Source organism: Paenarthrobacter sp. NPDC091669, assembly GCF_044756725.1.
Classification (GTDB): domain Bacteria; phylum Actinomycetota; class Actinomycetes; order Actinomycetales; family Micrococcaceae; genus Arthrobacter; species Arthrobacter bambusae_C.
Map to the genome: position 1 here is coordinate 95,611 of NZ_JBIVTK010000004.1, position 18,321 is coordinate 113,931.

At 62.1% G+C, this 18,321-nt stretch carries 20 protein-coding genes; 11 read left to right on the plus strand and 9 right to left on the minus strand.

The annotated features are described in order from the left end of the window. The first annotated feature begins 32 nt into the window (after positions 1-32). Both ACIQLI_RS08090 and ACIQLI_RS08095 read left to right on the plus strand, forming a co-directional pair. Positions 33-1,424, plus strand: a complete 1,392-nt coding sequence (locus ACIQLI_RS08090) for a class I adenylate-forming enzyme family protein (protein ID WP_400386980.1) — start codon at positions 33-35, stop codon at positions 1,422-1,424. Then, complete coding sequence (locus ACIQLI_RS08095; protein ID WP_400386983.1) at positions 1,396-2,619, plus strand: thiolase family protein; 1,224 nt, start codon at positions 1,396-1,398, stop codon at positions 2,617-2,619. The genes ACIQLI_RS08090 and ACIQLI_RS08095 overlap by 29 nt, the downstream gene beginning before the upstream one ends. A 12-nt stretch (positions 2,620-2,631) precedes the next feature. Here the strand turns inward: ACIQLI_RS08095 and ACIQLI_RS08100 are convergent, their stop codons facing one another. Genes ACIQLI_RS08100 through ACIQLI_RS08110 form a run of 3 tightly spaced genes read right to left on the minus strand, consistent with a single transcriptional unit; the run spans position 2,632 to position 4,621 of the window. After that, on the minus strand, positions 2,632-3,252 hold the full coding sequence (locus ACIQLI_RS08100; RefSeq protein WP_400386986.1) for an energy-coupling factor transporter transmembrane component T family protein: 621 nt from the start codon (positions 3,250-3,252) through the stop codon (positions 2,632-2,634). Next, positions 3,249-3,986 (minus strand): energy-coupling factor ABC transporter ATP-binding protein, encoded by a 738-nt coding sequence (locus ACIQLI_RS08105; RefSeq protein ID WP_400386988.1) that lies wholly within the window; start codon positions 3,984-3,986, stop codon positions 3,249-3,251. The genes ACIQLI_RS08100 and ACIQLI_RS08105 overlap by 4 nt, the downstream gene beginning before the upstream one ends. Positions 3,987-4,003: 17 nt before the next feature. Further along, positions 4,004-4,621, minus strand: coding sequence for a biotin transporter BioY (locus tag ACIQLI_RS08110; RefSeq protein ID WP_400386991.1), 618 nt, complete (start codon positions 4,619-4,621; stop codon positions 4,004-4,006). A 280-nt stretch (positions 4,622-4,901) separates the two neighbouring features. Here ACIQLI_RS08110 and ACIQLI_RS08115 point away from each other — a divergent pair, with 280 nt between their 5' ends. After that, positions 4,902-6,500 (plus strand): ABC-F family ATP-binding cassette domain-containing protein, encoded by a 1,599-nt coding sequence (locus tag ACIQLI_RS08115; protein WP_207593534.1) that lies wholly within the window; start codon positions 4,902-4,904, stop codon positions 6,498-6,500. Between the two features lie 210 nt (positions 6,501-6,710). On the opposite strand, the gene ACIQLI_RS08120 is transcribed toward ACIQLI_RS08115, so the two are convergent. The 4 genes from ACIQLI_RS08120 to ACIQLI_RS08135 are packed head-to-tail and all read right to left on the minus strand — an operon-like array spanning position 6,711 to position 8,815. Beyond that, positions 6,711-7,178 (minus strand): YbaK/EbsC family protein, encoded by a 468-nt coding sequence (locus ACIQLI_RS08120; RefSeq protein ID WP_261608157.1) that lies wholly within the window; start codon positions 7,176-7,178, stop codon positions 6,711-6,713. Then, positions 7,179-8,045, minus strand: a complete 867-nt coding sequence (locus ACIQLI_RS08125) for an SURF1 family protein (protein WP_400386995.1) — start codon at positions 8,043-8,045, stop codon at positions 7,179-7,181. Beyond that, positions 8,046-8,321: a hypothetical protein gene (locus ACIQLI_RS08130; protein WP_400386998.1), complete on the minus strand. Its 276-nt coding sequence runs from the start codon at positions 8,319-8,321 to the stop codon at positions 8,046-8,048. It abuts the gene before it with no gap. Continuing rightward, positions 8,318-8,815, minus strand: coding sequence for a DUF3099 domain-containing protein (locus tag ACIQLI_RS08135; RefSeq protein WP_354226695.1), 498 nt, complete (start codon positions 8,813-8,815; stop codon positions 8,318-8,320). The genes ACIQLI_RS08130 and ACIQLI_RS08135 overlap by 4 nt, the downstream gene beginning before the upstream one ends. 153 nt (positions 8,816-8,968) lie before the next feature. Here ACIQLI_RS08135 and fabG point away from each other — a divergent pair, with 153 nt between their 5' ends. The 3 genes from fabG to ACIQLI_RS08150 all read left to right on the plus strand — a co-directional run bounded on the left by fabG (position 8,969) and on the right by ACIQLI_RS08150 (position 12,327). Next, positions 8,969-9,694: a 3-oxoacyl-ACP reductase FabG gene (gene fabG / locus ACIQLI_RS08140; protein ID WP_089595088.1), complete on the plus strand. Its 726-nt coding sequence runs from the start codon at positions 8,969-8,971 to the stop codon at positions 9,692-9,694. A gap of 109 nt (positions 9,695-9,803) precedes the next feature. Beyond that, positions 9,804-10,556 carry an SDR family oxidoreductase gene (locus ACIQLI_RS08145; RefSeq protein ID WP_207593540.1) on the plus strand — a complete coding sequence of 251 codons (753 nt, stop codon included), beginning with the start codon at positions 9,804-9,806 and terminating at the stop codon, positions 10,554-10,556. Positions 10,557-10,824: 268 nt separating this feature from the next. Next, on the plus strand, positions 10,825-12,327 hold the full coding sequence (locus ACIQLI_RS08150) for a sugar ABC transporter ATP-binding protein (RefSeq protein ID WP_400387003.1): 1,503 nt from the start codon (positions 10,825-10,827) through the stop codon (positions 12,325-12,327). A 72-nt stretch (positions 12,328-12,399) separates the two neighbouring features. On the opposite strand, the gene ACIQLI_RS08155 is transcribed toward ACIQLI_RS08150, so the two are convergent. Next, the gene (locus ACIQLI_RS08155) at positions 12,400-12,996 is read right to left on the minus strand and encodes a hypothetical protein (protein ID WP_400387006.1); all 597 of its coding nucleotides are present in this window, start codon (positions 12,994-12,996) and stop codon (positions 12,400-12,402) included. 316 nt (positions 12,997-13,312) lie between these two features. Beyond that, entirely contained in the window at positions 13,313-14,206 is an 894-nt protein-coding gene (serB, locus tag ACIQLI_RS08160; RefSeq protein ID WP_400387008.1) for a phosphoserine phosphatase SerB, read from the minus strand. A gap of 111 nt (positions 14,207-14,317) precedes the next feature. On the opposite strand from serB, the gene ACIQLI_RS08165 reads away from it, so the two are divergent. From ACIQLI_RS08165 to ACIQLI_RS08185, 5 genes are all read left to right on the plus strand, one after another. Beyond that, positions 14,318-15,103, plus strand: coding sequence for an ABC transporter ATP-binding protein (locus ACIQLI_RS08165; RefSeq protein WP_400387010.1), 786 nt, complete (start codon positions 14,318-14,320; stop codon positions 15,101-15,103). Between the two features lie 19 nt (positions 15,104-15,122). Further along, a complete protein-coding gene (locus ACIQLI_RS08170; protein WP_400387012.1) occupies positions 15,123-15,908 on the plus strand; it encodes a sulfite exporter TauE/SafE family protein in 786 nt (261 codons plus the stop codon). A gap of 7 nt (positions 15,909-15,915) precedes the next feature. Then, complete coding sequence (locus tag ACIQLI_RS08175; RefSeq protein ID WP_400387015.1) at positions 15,916-16,725, plus strand: TrmH family RNA methyltransferase; 810 nt, start codon at positions 15,916-15,918, stop codon at positions 16,723-16,725. Between the two features lie 142 nt (positions 16,726-16,867). Next, positions 16,868-17,125, plus strand: coding sequence for a type B 50S ribosomal protein L31 (locus tag ACIQLI_RS08180; RefSeq protein WP_017200906.1), 258 nt, complete (start codon positions 16,868-16,870; stop codon positions 17,123-17,125). Between the two features lie 75 nt (positions 17,126-17,200). Continuing rightward, complete coding sequence (locus tag ACIQLI_RS08185) at positions 17,201-18,310, plus strand: biotin/lipoate A/B protein ligase family protein (RefSeq protein WP_400387571.1); 1,110 nt, start codon at positions 17,201-17,203, stop codon at positions 18,308-18,310. Positions 18,311-18,321 lie beyond the last annotated feature (11 nt).

Here is an 18,321-nt window from a genome sequence, read left to right on the forward strand (position 1 = left end):
CCGGCGCCTGACACTGCCGTAAAATTGTGTGGATGCCTTTCCTGGAAAAACTTCAGCTCTGGGCCGATGAGCGCCCCCACGACACCGCGGTCGTTGTGGGCAGCAGCCGGCTCACCTGGGCGGGACTCCGCGACGCAGCAGCAGGGCTGCTGGATGATGCGACCGCCACTACTGTTCTTGCCGAGCCCAACTCGGTTCGCTTCGTAGAGCGCTACACGGCAGCAGTGGCTGGGGAGCGGAGCTGCGCCGTGCTCGACCCCGAATGGCCGATTCCGATGATCGAAGAAGTCACGTCCCGCATTGGTGGGGCCATCAGGCCGGTCGAGACCGGGTTGTTGGACGGGGACCCGTCCAGTACCTTCCTCATCGGCCTTACCTCAGGCACTACCTCCGTCCCCAAAGCCTTCACCAGGTCCCGCCGTTCCTGGCAAGTGTCCTTCGAGGCATCCATCGAGTTCTTCGGCCTCTCACAGAACGACCGGACACTGGCGCCCGGCCCTCTGTCAGCCAGCCTTAATCTGTACGCGCTCTCGGAATGCCTGTATGCGGGTGCCGCTTTTCACACGCTCGAATCCTTCGACGTCGGAGACGCCCACGCTGCCATCAGCCACGACGGCATCACCCGCTTGGTCCTCGCACCCACCGCGCTGCGGTTGCTCAGTGAACGGGGACTGGCAGGAGACGTGGACGCCTCAGGGATCCGCAGCATCATCTGTGCTGGTTCCAAGTTGGACGCCCGGACCTTGGAGGCTGCCCGGCGGTGGGCACCCCGGGCGGCCATCTACGAGTATTACGGCGCTTCCGAGTTGAGCTTTGTTTCGGGCACCCGCCTTGCTGCCGGGGAACCAATGGACGCCGGTGGTACCGGCATTGGCTCGCCTTTCCCGGGTGTTGAACTGAACATCCTTGACGACGCCGGCAAGCCACTGCCGGACGGCAGGCACGGAAATATCAGCGTGCGCAGCGGAATGGTCAGCAACGGCTACCTATGGGGAGACGATGGGCAAGCCCTGAGGTGCCTCGACGGTTGGTACACCGTGGGGGATCAGGGATTCCTGGAGAAGGGCACCCTTCACATCCTGGGCCGCCGCTCGGACATGATCATTACCTCGGGGAAGAACGTCTACCCGCATGAGGTGGAGCTCGCCGTCGCCTCCGTGCCCGGCGTGGACGGTGCTGTTGCGGCGGGAGCGCCCGACGATATCCGCGGCCAAAAGGTGATCGCCGGCGTCGTGCCTGCCTGCGGTGCGGTCACTGCCACCCAGCTCCGCACGGGACTGGATGGTCTGCTGGCACGGGACAAATGGCCCCTTCAGTACTACTTGTTGGCGGAGTTGCCCCTCACAGACCGGGGCAAAGTCAGCAGAAAAGTTCTCCTGGACTGGATCAAGAACCATGACCCCCGGGCGCAGCTCCTTGGATAGCGGCTACGACTCCGCCAGAGAAACCGACGAGTCCCGGCAACCGGTCATCATCGCTGCACTTCGATCTCCCATTTGCCGCGCCAACGGCCAGCTGAAGCATCTCCGTGCGCCGGACCTCCTGGCACCTGTGCTGGCTGCCCTGGTGGAAACAGCAGGTGTGGACCCGGCGGACGTTGACGACGTCATCGTGGGCAACGCCGTGGGCGGCGGCGGGAACGTGGCGCGCTTCGCAGCCCTCCAGGCGGGCCTGCACGTCACCGTTCCCGGAATCACCGTTGACCGGCAATGCGGTTCGGGCCTGGACGCCATCGCGCTGGCCTCCCGTCTGGTGGCGTCCGGCGGCAATCCGCTGTTCCTGGCGGGCGGCGTTGAAAGCATCAGTACCGCCCCCGCAAGGGCCAACAGGAACGACGACGGCGAACTCGACTTTTACTCCAGGGCCAGCTTTGTGCCACCACAATTTGGCGACCCCGACATGGGCGTTGCCGCCGAGAACGTTGCCCGGGGGTTTGGCGTGACGCGTGAGCGCCAGGATGAGTACGCGCTCCGGAGCCATCGCCGTGCCGTTGAAGCGGCCAGGGCAGGCTGTTTCTCTGCGGAAATCGTTCCGCTGAACTGCGGGGGAAAGATGGTGGATTCCGACGACGGCCCCCGGGCGTCTTTACAGGCATCGCTGATGGCCAGGTTCCCGGCGGCATTCGTGCCCGGCGGAACGGTCACGGCAGGGAACTCTTGCTTCGACGCGGACGCAGCATCCGCCGTCGTTGTCACGTCACTGAAGCGTGCCCGCACTATGGGGGCCACCGACGGATTGCTGGTGCTGGGGTGCGACACCACAGGGGTCGATCCGCAGTACCTCGGTATCGGCGCGGCGCATGCGGCTGGACGTCTCCTGGACACCCACGCGGTAGCGGCGCGTGATATTGATCTAGTGGAATTCAACGAGGCGTTCGCATCCCAAACCGTCGCCTGCCTGGAGTACGTGGGCATCGATCCGGAGAGGGCCAACCTGCAGGGCGGCGCCTTGGCACTGGGTCACGGCTATGGTGCCTCCGGGGCTGTCCTGGTGACCCGCCTGTTGGCCCAGGCGCGCAGCATCTGTTCCGCCGAAGGACAGGGCCCGCTGGCGTTGGCCATGATCAGCAGCGCCGGCGGCATGGGAACTGCAGCGCTCCTGCGGTACTCAAGGCTCTAGTCCCTGCCCTGGTCAGTCCCCTTCGCCCAATCCGCGGGCTGCCAGAGCATCACCGGTTTGCCGGGCATACGCCACAGTGGTGATGAAGACCGGAAGAACCAGCGCCCGGGGATTGCGTTCAAGTCCGCGTGCCCGCGCTGAGTCACGGACGTCCGAGAAAGCGCCGGCAATAAAGGGAATGCTCCTGAGCATCACCGCGATGGTCAAGGCGAAGCGCTCAGGGTCGGCACCGAAGCGCCGGAAGGGCTTAGCCAGTGCCACCACACCATCCAACAAGTCCTGCACGGGAGTGGTTGCTGTCAACACTGAAGCTGCCACCACACACACCAGCACGTTCAACACGATGCGGGCAGCGGTGGGCGCGCCGAGTTGCCACCACTGGAAGAGGCCGATGACCAAGAGGACTGGCATCACCATCCAGACAGCCCGCATAAGGCGGCGCAACCCGGCACCGGTCAGCATGAACAAACCACACATGACGGCAAGGATCGCCAGCGAAACGGCCCAGTCGACGATGAGGAACGACGCCGCTCCACAGACCGCCACCACCAGGAACTTCAGCCACAGGGGAGTGCGGTGGATGACCGAGTTGCCGCGAACGTAGTTGGCGATCAGGAAACCATGGCCTCTCACCTGGACACGTCACCCAAGCGGGCACCGGGCAGGGCAGTTGCGCACAGCGCACGGTAACGGGCAACGCCTTCGACAGCACCGCCGTCGAACACGATACGGCCGGACTCCACCACCAGGACCCTGTCCATGTCCAGCGCAAGGTCCAGATCATGCGTGGACATGATCACCTGTTGGTCCAGGCCGGCGACGGTACGCCGCAGGAGTTCACGGTTCCGAAGGTCCAGGAGCGTGGAGGGTTCATCGAGCACCAGCACCGTGGGATCGACGGCCAGGACTGCGGCCAAGGCCAGCAACTGCCGTTCACCACCGGACAGTTCGTAGATGCTCTGATCGGCCAGGTGCAGCAGGCCGAATCGATCCAGGACTGTTTCTGCCCGGGCCGCCCGCTTTGTGGAGTTCTTGATGGAGCGGCGCAAGGAAAGCTCAACATCTTCGCGCCCTGTGGGCATCACCAGCTGGGACAGCGGATCGGTGAAGACAAAACCCACGTTGCCCCGGACGCGGCGCACGGCGTCAACAGTGTTGTTCCCGTTGACCACTACGCTGCCTTGGGTCGGCTCAACCAAGCCATTTATGAGCCGCAACAGGGTGGACTTCCCGGATCCGTTGGCACCGATGACTCCGATCCGGCGTTCGGCCAGTTCAAGGGAAAAATCGTGCAGCAGGGTCTTGGGTATGTCGCTGCCATCGACGGCGACATGCACCGAAACCCTGCTGAAACTGATGGAATTCATGGAGTGATTGTTCCCGCTTACTTGACCCGACGCACCAGGACGTCCGGGAAGGCTTTGTGGATTGCCATGGCGATGATCACGGCCAGGACGTTCTTAAGGATATCTCCGGGGACAAAGGGAAGGTCGGCGAGGACGGCCTTGGAGAAGTCCAACTTTGCGTTGACCATCATGCCCACAACACCCAGCCCGTGGATGATGACGATGCTGCTGACCATGGTGGCGGCGAACAGCCAGAGGGCCCGGAACTTGACTGTCCGACGGATGATGACGGCCGCGAGGTAGCCGGTGGCTGCTGCCGCCAAGGGGAACGCAATGATGTAGCCGGCGGAGGCAGTCGCAAGGATTCCCAATCCGCTGCGGCCGCCACTGAAGATCGGCAGCCCCGCCAAACCCAACAGCACATAAAGCCCGACGGCGGCGAAACCGCGCCCGGCGCCCAGCACCAAACCGCTGAGCATCACCGTCAGGGTGACCAGGGTGATGGGCACGCCAAGGGCGCCTACCGGAATGCCGGGCACGATCGCGGAGGCCGCCACGAGGGCAGCGAAAACCGCGATGAGGCCGAGGTCGGTGGCAGTCCACCGCTTACGGGACGTTGGCTTGTGCTGCACGGTGGCAGCGTTGGTCTGGCTCATGACGGGTCCAATCAGGTGTGATGCGATGTGATGAATGCGGAGCTTTCTCCCCCTGTCCTTGAGAATACGGAGGGCACGGTTGCGGAATTTTGGAGCCTTCCCACAAAGCCGGCCAGGAATTGTTTGGTCGTTGGCACAGTTTCCCCCTGCGGGGCCCGATGTCACCCCGCGGCCGGGGTACCGGTAGACTTGGACAGGCTGTTCTCACAGCCGCAACCCGCCGCACTTATCGGACCCGCCGGTCCCCGCGAGCGTTCCCCATTGAAAGGCATCACCCGAATTGATTACCGTCCAGGACCTCGAACTCCGCGCCGGCGCACGCCTGCTCATGGACCAGGTCAACTTCAGGGTGGACAAAGGGGACAAGATCGGTCTCGTCGGACGCAACGGTGCCGGCAAGACCACCCTCACCCGGGTTCTCGCCGGCGAAGGTCTTCCTGCTGGCGGCAAGGTAACCCGCACCGGTGAGATCGGCTACCTTCCGCAGGACCCACGGACCCCGGACATGGAGCAGCTCGCCCGCGACCGCATCCTCTCCGCGCGAGGCTTGGACGTGGTGGTGGGCAAGCTCAAAAAGGCCCACGATGACATGGCGAGCGACGACGCAGCCGTCCAGCGCAAAGCAATGAACCGCTACGACCGTCTGGAAGCTGAATTCCTGGCCGGCGGCGGCTACGCTGCCGAGGCTGAAGCCGCCGCGATCTCCTCCAACCTCGCGCTGCCGGACCGTCTCCTCAACCAGCCGCTGAAGACCCTTTCCGGCGGCCAGCGCCGCCGCGTGGAATTGGCGCGTATCCTGTACTCCGACGCCGAGACCTTGCTCCTCGATGAGCCCACCAACCACCTCGATGCCGACTCCATCACGTGGCTGCGCGACTTCCTGAAGAACCACCAAGGTGGTCTGATCGTGATCAGCCACGATACCGAACTGCTGGAAGCAACGGTCAACAAGGTCTACCTGCTGGACGCCAACCGCGCCCAGATCGACTACTACAACATGGACTGGAAGCGCTACCTGCTCCAGCGCGAAACGGACGAGCGCGCCAGGAAGCGCGAACGTGCCAACGCTGAGAAGAAGGCCCAGGTCCTGATTGACCAGGCCAACAAGATGCGCGCCAAGGCCACCAAGGCTGTCGCCGCCCAAAACATGGCCAAGCGTGCGGAGCGGCTCCTGAGCGGCCTGGAGGCTGTACGCGAGAACGACCGCGTCGCCGCACTGCGCTTCCCGGACCCCTCGCCCTGCGGCAAGACTCCCCTCACCGCGGAAGGCCTCAGCAAGTCTTACGGTTCGCTGGAGATCTTCACGGACGTGGACCTCGCCATCGACCGCGGTTCCAAGGTAGTCATCCTTGGTCTCAACGGTGCCGGCAAGACCACCCTGCTGCGCATGCTGGCAGGCGTTGACAAACCCGATACGGGCGACATCATCCCCGGCCATGGCCTCAAAGTGGGCTACTACGCCCAGGAACATGAGACGCTCGACGTCGACCGCACCGTCCTGGAAAACATGCGGTCTTCCGCGCCGGACATGAAAGATGCTGAAGTCCGCGGCATCCTGGGTTCGTTCCTCTTCTCCGGTGACGACGTCGACAAGCCTGCAGGCGTACTCTCCGGTGGTGAGAAGACCCGCTTGGCCCTCGCCACCATCGTGGCTTCCAGCGCAAACGTTCTCCTCCTCGATGAGCCCACCAACAACCTGGACCCCGCCAGCCGCGCGGAAATCCTGGGTGCCCTCAAGAACTACAGCGGCGCCGTCGTCATGGTCAGCCACGACGAAGGCGCTGTGTCCGCACTTAACCCGGAGCGGGTTGTGTTGCTCCCGGACGGCGTGGAGGATCACTGGAACGAGGACTACTTGGACTTGATCACGCTGGCTTAGCCCTCGCTGGGCGGGCCGTTGGCGGTGCTTGCGTCCGCTGCGCGCTGTTGTTGCGTCCGCTGCGCGCTGTTGTTGCGTCCGGTGCGCGCTGTTGTTGCGTCCGCTGCGCGGCACGCTTGATGTGCCGCGTGCTCGCTCGTTCCTCGCTTGGACGCACGCTACGCACATCGAGCGCGTCGCTCCGCTGGTGACCAAGTCACCCCATGCGATTTATCGAACCTGCAGGGGTTCCGCGCTCGTGATTCGTGCCAGTTCTTCGTAGTTGATGGAGAACATGGAGTTGTGGTCTCCCGCTCCCGCCCATAGCAGAGGGTGTTCTTGAAGCGAGGTGTCCAGGATGGTGCGCAGTTTCTCTGGGTGGCCCACTGGCGCCACTCCGCCTACTTCCTGGCCGGTATGTACCAGCACGAATTCCGACGTGGCGCGGCGGATCTTGCCCGTGCCCAACTGTGCTGCAACCAATGCTGTATCAACCTTGGCCACACCGCTGGCCAGGATCAGCAGTGGTTGGCCGTCCAGCTCAAAGATCAGGCTGTTGGTGATCGCCGCGACATCGCAACCGAGCGCGGAGGCGGCGGCTGCCGCCGTCGGGACCTTGTCCTCAAAGATCCGGACAGTGTCCTCGGCTCCGGCGGCAATCAGGGCTGACTTTACGTTGAGTACGGGATCCGGAATCATTCAGTAGCCTTGGGCATCCAGGATGGCGTCTTCCTCTTCTTCGGACGTAGCACGCTTGTTCTTCCGGGCCGCAGGAGTGCGCTTCCTGGGCGTACCGCCCGCGGCGATAATCTGCTCGTCCTCTTCCTCTTCGGCATCGATGGCCGCGTTGCGGGCCTGCTGCCGTGCTGCGTAGCCGAAACCGATAAACATCAGGACGCCAAAGGCAAACCATTGCAGTGAATAGGAGAGGTGTGTCCCCTCTTCGGTGGCCGGTTTGGGGAACGGAGTCGGCATTGGCTGCACTGCGGGATCTTCGCTGGCCAGCTGCCCGTAGGCTCCGGTGGCGATGGGGTAGGGGAGCTCGCTGGCGAAACCGGCCAGGTCAATGGAGGCCAACTGTCCGTCCACCGCTCCGCGGTCCAACTTGGGTTCGGCAGGCTTGAGTCGCGCCACCACGGTAACTTGGCCCGTTGGAGGGTCCGGGACAACATCGGGACGGCCGGGAGTGTTGTTGCCGATGGGCAGCCAACCACGGTCAATGACCACCGCTTCGCCGGTGGTGAGCCGGAAGGGAACCACGACGTCGTAACCTGGCTGGCCGTTCAGAGGGCGGTTTCGGACAACCCGCTGGCCCTCCATGTCGTAGCTGCCGCGCAGCTGGACCTGGGTCCATTCACGTTCAGGATCCAAGGTGTTGAACTGGTCCTTGATTTCCGCGAAGGGAACAGGCGTGGCCGAGTAGTTGCTCACGACGCGATTGATTTCAGCCAAAGTCTCGGCACGGCGGTCCATCTGCCAGCGGCCCAGGAAAACGCACGCGGTGGCAAATATGACGGCCAGGACAAAGTACCCCAGCCACTTGCTGGAGAAGAGGAAGCGGTACATTCAGCCGGCCTCGTTCACTGCAGCTTCGCCCGCCGTGAAGGCGATCGTTTCCTTCCACAGTCCCCGGGTGGTCAGATACTCCTCCAACCACTCCCGATGGTCTCCACAGGAAAGCCATACCTTGCGCCGTTCCGGAGTGTGGATACGCGGGTTGTTCCACAGGAGTTGCCACTGGGCGCCGGACCGGCACCCTTTCCGCGAGCACACCGCCGGAGCCGTGGCGCGTTCGGAGTTCTGGCCGGCCGGACCTGGGCCGCCAAGGTTAAAGATGTTCATGAAGCCGCCCGTTCGTCGCCGGGGTGTCCGGCCTCGCTTGCAGGTCCCGTCGAAGGGCCACCTGGATTTCTTGTTGGTTCGTCATCCACCAGCTCGCCCTGAAGCACCGTGGGTCCCTCGGCCGTGGCTTCTTCCGGCTGGGAGGAGCGTTCGATTTCGGGGACTGCCACGTAGTCGAGCAATGACTCGCTGTGGTCCTCAGCTTTGTCATTGCCGTTGGCGATGACAACCGCGATCCAAGGGAGGAAAACAGCGCCGGCGATCGCAATGATCTTGAACCATCCATCCACCACGAAAATGAGGACGATGCAGACCATGCGGATACCCATGGCCACCGCGTACTTGATCATGCGCTCACGCATGTCCTCGGAGTGGGCAGCGGCGGCATCCGTGATGCTGTGGACCTCGGGGTCGCCGGAAAAAGCGTCCGGTTCCCCGGGCACTTGCTGCAGGGGACTGTTTTCTCGTGTCACAACTGAATCATCACGCTCCAAAGGCCTCTACCAATTCTCTCACCAAGGCTCTAACCACCCAAACCGCGCAGGTTGCTGGTTACCCGCGGGTTGGGATGGGCGGCGGATAAGATCGTCACAGGAAAATCCCCCTTCAATGCGGCACTTCGATGCCGCGGAACCTGGAGCCACAGCATGTCTGAAGCAGTCACAACCGGCCGCAGCGTCTTGATCACCGGCGGCAACCGCGGCATTGGCCTGGCCATTGCGGAATCGTTCCTCGCCAACGGCGACAAGGTGGCGGTGACCTACCGAAGTGAAACAAAGCTGCCTGAAGGCATCCTGGGCGTCCAGGCGGACGTCACGGACGAGGCCTCCATTGACGCAGCGTTCAAGATCGTCGAAGAAGCCCATGGACCCGTCGAAGTCCTGGTTGCCAATGCCGGCATCACCAAGGACACGCTCCTGCTCCGCATGAGCGAAGACGACTTCACCTCGGTCCTCGACACCAATCTCACCGGCGCATTCCGTGTGATCAAGCGGGCGTCCAAGGGAATGATCCGGCTCCGCAAGGGCCGTGTAGTCCTCATCTCTTCCGTCTCCGGCCTCTATGGCGCACCCGGCCAGATCAACTACTCCGCGTCCAAGGCGGGCATGGTGGGCATTGCACGTTCCCTGACCCGCGAGCTCGGCAGCCGGGGCATCACGGCCAACGTGGTGGCGCCCGGCTTCATCAACACCGACATGACGGCCGAACTGCCCGAAGACACCCAGAAAGCCTACCTGGCCAACGTTCCTGCAGGTCGTTTTGCCGAGGCCTCCGAGGTGGCTGACGTGGTGCGCTGGGTGGCCAGCGACGAAGCTGCGTACATCTCAGGGGCCGTGATCCCGGTTGATGGTGGCTTGGGTATGGGGCACTAGCCTGCACCGCAGTTTTTTGTCCGGGGCCCACAAGCGATTTCGTCCATGCCGCTGGCATGATGGAAGGCGAGGCCACGGAATTTGGATGAAGTGAACAAAAGGAGCATGAATGGGAACGCTGGATAACAAGACGGCCATCGTCACGGGATCTTCCCGGGGAATTGGGGCCGAAGTTGCCAAGATCCTCGCAGGCGAGGGCGCCGCCGTCGTCGTTAACTACCGGCAGAAGGCGCCCCGCGCCAACAAGGTAGTAGCGGGCATCCAGGAGGCAGGCGGCCGTGCGGCTGCAGTGGGCGCAGACCTCACCACTGATGAAGGAGTGCATGCCCTTGCCAGCAAAGCCATGGAGGAGTTCGGATCCCTTGATGTCTTGGTGCTGAACGCTTCAGGCGGCATGGAATCGGGCATGGAAGAGGGCTACGCGCTCAAGCTGAACCGCGATGCCCAGGTCAACATGCTCAACGCAGCCGTTCCTCTCATGCCTGAGGGTTCGCGCGTCGTTTTCGTGACCAGTCACCAAGCGCATTTTGTGGAGACTGTTCCCACCATGCCGGAGTACGAGCCCGTCGCGAAGAGCAAGCGCGCCGGGGAGGACGCACTGCGTGAACTGATTCCCCACCTCGCGGACAAGGGCATCTCTCTGGTGGTGGTCTCCGGAGACATGATCGAGGGCACAGTGACCGCGACCCTGCTGGACCGGTCCAACCCAGGAGCCATCGAAGCACGCCGTGCCGAGGCCGGCAAGCTTTACTCCGTGGAGGAATTCGCTGCCGAGGTTGCCAAGATGGTCACCGCGGACGTCGAATCCGGACACACGGAATACGTAGGCGGAGCCGATTACTTCGGCAAGACTGCCGAGTAGCAAATACACCATAGCTGTGGCCCGGGACCCTTTTCCCGGGCCACAGCTGTTTAACGCCGCACTGCCGGAGCAGCCACCTCACGCATTGAAGTACCAGTTTGATAAATTATGCGGATTCTCGCGTCACGAAATGGGAATCTTTGTTTCGCAAATTTGGCTTTGCATTATGAGAATCCTTCTGATTGACTCTCCAAGGCAGCCTCGCACGTAGTTGTCAGCACGTTGCAAAACCACAATGGGATGGTTTATGCATGCCTTAGGAGCTTCTTTGGACCTGTTATTACATGCTGATGATATTCACGCGTCGTACGATCAACGGCGCATCCTCAAAGGTGTTGGGCTTTCGTTGCATCGCGGCGAGATCCTGGGGTTGATTGGGACCAACGGCGCCGGCAAGACCACCCTGATGGGCGTCCTGGCCGGCTCCGTCAAGCACGACCATGGTCGGATTACCCTGGCCGGTGAAAAGTACGTGCCGGATTCCATCGCCGAAGCGCAGGCTTGCGGAGTGGGGCTTATTCCCCAGAACTTCCACATCGACCCGGAACTGACCATCACCGAAGCCATCTTTCGCGGGACCTTCCAATCGGGCCGGTCACACGCCGAACTCCGCGATCAAGCGGGCAAGCTCATCCGGGACATTGGCATCACCATGGACCCTGACGCGAAGGTCGGAACGCTGATTAGAGCCGAGCAGGCCTTGGTGGAGGTCCTCCGAATGGTGGCTGAGGAAGCGCAACTGGTGATCATGGACGAAGTGGCCGCGTCACTTCCGGACCACGATGTCGCGGTCCTGCATCAGGTGCTGAGAATGCTGACACGGCAGGGTCGGGCCATCATCTACATCACCCACCGCCTTGATGAGGTCCGTTCCATAGCCCACCGCATCGCCGTCATGCGCGACGGCGAGGTGCACAAGATCGTGGAGGCCAGCAAGACCGACGTCGACGAGCTTGCCTTCCTCCTGCTTCAGCACGAACTGGAGCGAATTTCCCGGCCTTCCGGCCCGGCGGCCGGGGGAGAGGCCCTGCGGGTCTCCAATTTCAGTGTGGAGGAGAAAGTCCGCGACGTTGGCTTCAGTGTGGCCAAAGGCGAAATCTTCGGCCTGGTAGGAACCCACAGATCGGGCGTCTATCAACTGATATCAGCACTGGCGGGCATCCGCCCTTGCACCTCGGGAAAGATCTACGTAAACGGAACGCACGTCCACATCCGCGGGCCCCAGGATGCACAGCGGTTGAGGATCGGTTACTCGCCGGATGCTGCCGATACCCTTGAGCCGGGGACCAGCATTGCGGAAGGGCTTCAGCAGGGCGCTGGGGCTGGCGCTGAAAGCCTGCGGGATGAGATCACCCACCTCAGGGGTGTCGCTGAGGTTGTGCACCGCATGCGCATCAACACCACCAACATCCAAGGCGCCCTCTCCACTCTCTCCGGCGGCGACCGCCAGAAGGTGGAACTGGCCCGATGGATCTCTACCGACTGTGACGTCCTGATCCTCAGTCATCCCAGCCGCGGGATTGATATTGGGGCCAAAGAGATTGTGTACAAGATGCTGACGCAGCTCAGCAAGACCGGCGTCGCCATCATTCTGTTGTCCTCAGATCTCTCGGAGATGGTCAACTGGTGCCACCGAATTGGTGTCATGCGGGACGGGGAACTTGTCACCATTGAGGCCAACGCCAATACCAATGAGGATGTCCTGGTTCACCATATGCTGGGCGTTAAGTTCGAATCGGGCAGCAGCGAGGCCCGGCGCGTGAAGATCTGACCCGTCCTGCATCACCGATGACTGAGGGGCGGCTGCGATATTCGCAGCCGCCCCTCACGATTAACATCAGGATCAGATGGCGATGGCCTTGGCGATGTTATTGAGCTTGTGCCGCGCCAGCGCCAGGTTGGCATAGGTCCGGTCCAGGACGAGGTAGACAAAGAGTCCCTTGGATCCTGCCGAGTTCAGGACATTGATGAGGTGGTACTGCGAATCCAGAGTGATGAGAACGTCCTCAATGGAGCCGTCCAGTCCGAGGTCGGCCATGGTTCGGAGCTTGGAGCTGACAACATTGGAGTTTCCGGCCGCAGCGACGCCCAGATCGAAGCCCGGGTTACCGCCCTGTGCCAGGGCCATTCCGCTGGTGTAGTCAACAATGGCCGCACCGGTGGCGCCTTCAATGGAAAGCAGTTGCTTCGTAGCTTCGTCAAGTGAGCTCATGATCAGTTCTTCCTGTTCTGTGGTTTCATCACTGGCAGCCATGAAATAAACGGACGGAACTTCCTGGTAGGCAGGAGCACCAGGACCGGAATCCCATTGGTTGGGAACCATTCCCGTTGCCACCGCGTCAGGGTGCCGCTCGCGAATGATCTCGTGGAGAGGTGTTGGAAAGGCTTCAAATCCTTCGCTGCGTTTCCACCATTTCCACGTACGCTCCGAACGGTTCACTTACTGACCCTGCACTTCCGTCATTCAGACTGCCGTATGTTTTACGGATTTCTTCGTCGAGTTTTTCACTCTACACATCAATTACGGGCAAAGGGAAAGAGCGTTCATTTCCCGTGGATTCCACGGCAAATAATGCGCCGTAAATGACATTTTGATAAATAGTCAGAATAATCGCGTCACGAAATGCGCATTGTTGTTTCACCCACCGGCAGCAGGTCGGCGCAGATTCGGCACCAGTTGTTTTTGGGCGCGCCACAGCGACCCGCAGCCAAGTGCGGGTTGGCCGTGGGTCACCGCGGCGTGGGCAAAGCAGGAGTCAGACGTTGGCGATGTGCCGGACGGCGTCCAGGTAGGGCATGTTGATTGCAGCGTCCGCTGCCGCACGAACAGCCGGCTTGGCATTGAACGCAATTCCTATTCCTGCCGCACTGAGCATGTCCAGGTCATTGGCGCCGTCGCCCACGGCGATGGTGTGCTCAAGGCTGATGCCCTCCGCTGCTGCCCACTCACGCAGATACTTCTCTTTGGCCGCCCTGTCGATGACAGCACCGAGCACCTTGCCGGTCAACACGCCGTCGACGATTTCGAGCTCATTGGCGATCCAATGGTCCAGTCCAAGGTCCACGGCAATGGGACGGAGGATCTGGTTGAAGCCGCCGGACACCACCGCCACAACGTGGCCTGCTTCCTTGAACGCGGCCACGAGTTCTGCAGCACCAAGACTGAGACGCACCTCTTTACGGACGGACTCGACGACGTCCACGGGCAGCCCGGCAAGCACGGCAACCCGGGCGTGGAGACTCTGGGCAAAGTCCAGCTCACCACGCATGGCGGCCTCGGTCACAGCGGCGACTTCCTCGCGCTTGCCCGCGTGGGCTGCCAGCAACTCAATGACTTCCTGCTGGATCAACGTGGAATCGACATCCATGATGAGGAGCTTCCGGGAGGCCTGGCGCAGGCCTTCGGGAACGATGGCGGTGTCAATACCGGTACTGGCTGCCGCAGCAACGTGTCGGCGAACAGTTGCAAGATCCGCCAACTTCTCCGCGCCGGCAGCAAGACCGGCCGTCATGACACTGAAGCGATGGTCACCACCCTGTGATTCCGATGACACTTCGACGCCGGCGTCAGCAAGTGCCTTCCGAAGGTCAACGAGGGATTCGGGGGACAGATGCACGCCATAGCTGACCGCAGCCAAGTTCGAAGTCATGGCCTCAATCCTACTGAGCGGTGCCTATCCGCCCGAATTCGTTTCGACCGACAAACACTGCCATGTGACCGGTTATCAGTCATATGGATTTTTGTCCTAGTGTCTACTGCTATGAGTGATGTTCTGGAATTGGCTTCCGTCAGCGTTGTCCGCGGCAAGAAAATCCTGCTGGACAAGGTTGACTGGGAGGTCAACGAAGGTGAGCGCTGGGTCATCCTGGGACCGAACGGCGCCGGCAAGACCACCCTTCTCCAAATTGCCGCAGCCCGGCTCCACCCCAGCAGCGGCACGGCCGGGATCCTGGATGAGGTCCTGGGCCGCGTGGACGTCTTCGAACTCCGCCCTCGGATCGGACTGTCCTCGGCTGCTCTTGCTACCCAGATTCCCGAGCACGAGAACGTCCTGAATGTGGTGGTAACCGCCGCCTACGGTGTTACCGGACGGTGGCGTGAGGGCTACGAGCGCGACGACGAGCGGCGCGCCTTTGGCCTGCTGAACGACTGGGGGATGGGCCCGCTGCTCAACCGGACCTTTGCTACGTTGTCCGAAGGGGAGCGAAAGCGTGTGCAGATTGCCCGCGCCCTCATGACGGACCCCGAACTGTTGCTCCTGGATGAGCCGGCAGCGGGCCTGGACCTCGGCGGCCGGGAGGAACTGGTCCACAAGCTCGGCGAGCTCGCCAGCGATGAAGCGGCTCCCGCGATGGTCCTGGTCACCCACCATTTGGAGGAAGTCCCACCGGGATTCACCCATGCCATGCTGCTCCGCGAAGGCGGAGTGGTTGCCGCAGGCCCCATCAGGGACGTCCTGACCGACGAACACCTCAGCAACACTTTCGGTTTGCCTCTGGACGTTTCAGAAAACGCCGGGCGATACACCGCCAGGGCCCGCCGCTAGGCCGGGGCGATAGTCAAAAGTGGACATTCTTAGCAGCATCCTGGTCTTTTTTGCGGGCTTGTGGGCCGGCACCATCAACGCGGTGGTCGGTTCCGGCACGCTGGTGACTTTTCCCGTGCTCATCGCCATTGGCATCACTCCCGTGGTTGCGTCCATGAGTAATGCCATGGGACTCGTAGCAGGAACTGCGGCGGGAGCGTGGGGTTACCGCCGCGAGTTGGCCGGCAGGGGACGGCAGCTGCTGAAGCTGCTGCCGGCCTCGCTGTTGGGCGGCATTACCGGTGCCTGGCTCCTGCTGCACTTACCTGAGAAGGTCTTCCACTACGTTGCTCCCGTCTTGCTGGTGATGGCCCTGTTGATGGTGCTGTTCCAGCCCAAGCTGCAGGCCTGGGTACGCAGCAGGGAACAAAACCCCGAACACGCCATCCGGGATCGCAGCCACGGCATCCTCCTGGTGGTTCTTGTCTACCTTGCCGGCGTCTACGGTGGCTATTTCGTGGCGGCGCAGGGAATCTTGCTGGTGGGCATCCTCGGTGTATTCCTCGCGGGAACCATGCAAAATGCCAACGCCATGAAAAACATCCTCGTGCTCGGCGTCAATTTGGTGGCAGCAATCTCCTACCTCATCTTCGCTTTCGACCGTATCGAGTGGCTGGTGGTCCTGCTCATTGCCGTGAGCTCCACCATCGGCGGTTTGGTGGGTTCAAAAGTTGGCCGGAAGTTGTCCCCGCGCGTCCTCAGGGCCGTCATCTTCACCCTTGGCATCGTGGCCCTTGGCTTCATGATTGCCAACCTGCTGAAATGACCTCCCGGTGACCTTCCACTACCTTGAGTCAGCGGATGATCCGCGCGTAACGGACTACACCACCCTCACCGATGTGCACCTGCGGAAGTTGCGCGAGCCGGAAGAGGGCATGTATATCGCCGAATCCTCCAGGGTCCTGCGCAGGGCACTGGCGGCCGGGCATCAGCCCCGCTCCTTCTTTTTGGCCGAGAAGTGGCTGGAAGACCTCCAGGACGTTTTCCAGGCATATCCGGACGTACCGGTGTTCATCGGCAAGGCCTCCCTGCTGGAAGAAATCACCGGTTTCCATCTGCACCGCGGTGCCATGGCAGCAATGCACCGGCCGGCCGCCGTTCCATTGGAAGTGCTCCTGGCCGGCGCGCAGCGCGTGGCCGTGCTCGAGGACATCGTTGACCACACCAACGTGGGAGCCATCTTTAGGTCCGCTGCCGCACTTGGCGTGGACGCCGTCCTGGTCTCTCCACGCTGTGGAGATCCGCTCTACAGGCGCAGTGTCCGGGTCAGCATGGGCACGGTCTTCCAGGTTCCCTGGGCGCGCCTGGAAAGCTGGCCTGGGGACTTGTTCCGCCTCAAGGAGCAGGGCTTCACCGTGGCGGCCATGGAGCTGACCGAGGACGCGTTGGACCTGGATGACCTTGCGGCAAAGCAGTTCCCCAAACTGGCCTTGGTGCTCGGTACCGAGGGTCCCGGCATGAGCCGGGACACGTTGGCCGCAGCTGACGTCGCGGTCAAGATCCCCATGCGTGCCGGCGTTGACTCACTCAACGTCGCCGCCGCCTCGGCGGTGGCCTTCTGGGAGCTGCGTCCACGGGACTGACCGCGGTTCGTCTGCCGGCGCGCTTTCCGCTATGATTGGTTGTTGGCCCGGCAGCTGGATTATTCATCCTGCAGCAACCGGACCACCTCCATTCATACCTGGCAGCTGGCAAAATCCAGTTGCGTGAACAAAAGGTCCCATTATGAAGTCTGATATCCACCCGAAGTACGAAGCTGTTGTTTTCAACGACCTGGCTTCCGGTACGCAGTTCCTGACCAAGTCCACCGTGTCTTCCTCGAAGACCATCGAGTGGGAAGACGGAAACACCTACCCGGTTATCGACGTCGAAATCTCTTCGGAGTCCCACCCGTTCTACACGGGCAAGCAGCGCATCATGGACTCCGCTGGCCGCGTCGAGCGCTTCAACGCCCGCTTCAAGGGCTTCGGCGGCAAGAAGTAACCACTTCACCCCAAGGCTTTCAAGGCCCGCATTGCCGGATTTCCGGCAATGCGGGCCTTTGCGTTTTCCGGCAAGATGGACATCATGACTTCCAGCCCTGAGCAGCAACCCACCATCAACGACGCCGACACCCGCCTTCACGGCGAATATAAAGTTCCCGGCGGCAAACTGGTGGTAGTTGACCTGGACGTCATGTCGGGGAAATTCGCCAACGTCTCGCTGAGCGGTGACTTCTTCCTGGAACCGGACGAAGCCCTGCAGGCCATCAACGCGGCACTCACCGGACTTCCGGACAGCTCAACGGCAGCAGACATCGCCGCAGCCGTCACGGCCGGGCTGCCCAGGGATGCCGTACTGTTCGGCTTCTCCGCAGAAGCTGTAGCTGTCACCGTCCGCCGTGCACTGTCCAAAGCCACAAGCTGGGCCGACCACCAGTGGGAAGTCATCCCACCCTCCGTCCTGCCCACCCAGGTGAACGTCGCCCTGGACGAGGTCCTCACAGAGGAGGTAGGTGCCGGACTGCGCAACCCTACGCTGCGCTTCTGGGATTGGGAGGAACCATCCGTGGTGATCGGCAGCTTCCAGTCGGTACGCAATGAGGTGGACCCGGAGGGTGTAGCCCGCCACGGCATAACGGTGGTACGACGCATCAGCGGAGGCGGCGCCATGTTCATGGAAGCCGGCAATTGCATCACCTACTCGCTCTACTTGCCGCAAACCTTGGTGGACGGCATCAGTTTTGCCGACTCCTACGCGTTCCTGGATGCCTGGGTGATGGCAGCCTTGGAGAAGCTCGGTATCACGGCTTTCTACGTTCCCCTCAATGACATCGCTACCGAACAAGGCAAGATCGGGGGCGCAGCACAGAAGCGCCTCGCGAACGGTGGCATGTTGCACCACGTCACCATGAGCTACGACATCGATGCCGACAAGATGGTGGATGTTCTTCGCATTGGCAAGGAAAAACTCTCGGATAAGGGGACACGGAGCGCTAAGAAGCGTGTTGATCCGCTTCGACGTCAGACGGGGCTCGCCCGCGCAGCCATCCTCGCGGCCATGCAGGAGGTCTTCGTGGAACGCTATGGCGCCGAGGAGTCCCGCCTCACCGAGGCCGAGCTCGGTGAGGCGAAGAAACGCGTCGAGGCCAAGTTCGGCACCGACGAATGGTTGAACCGGGTCCCGTAGGCCGTCGGCGG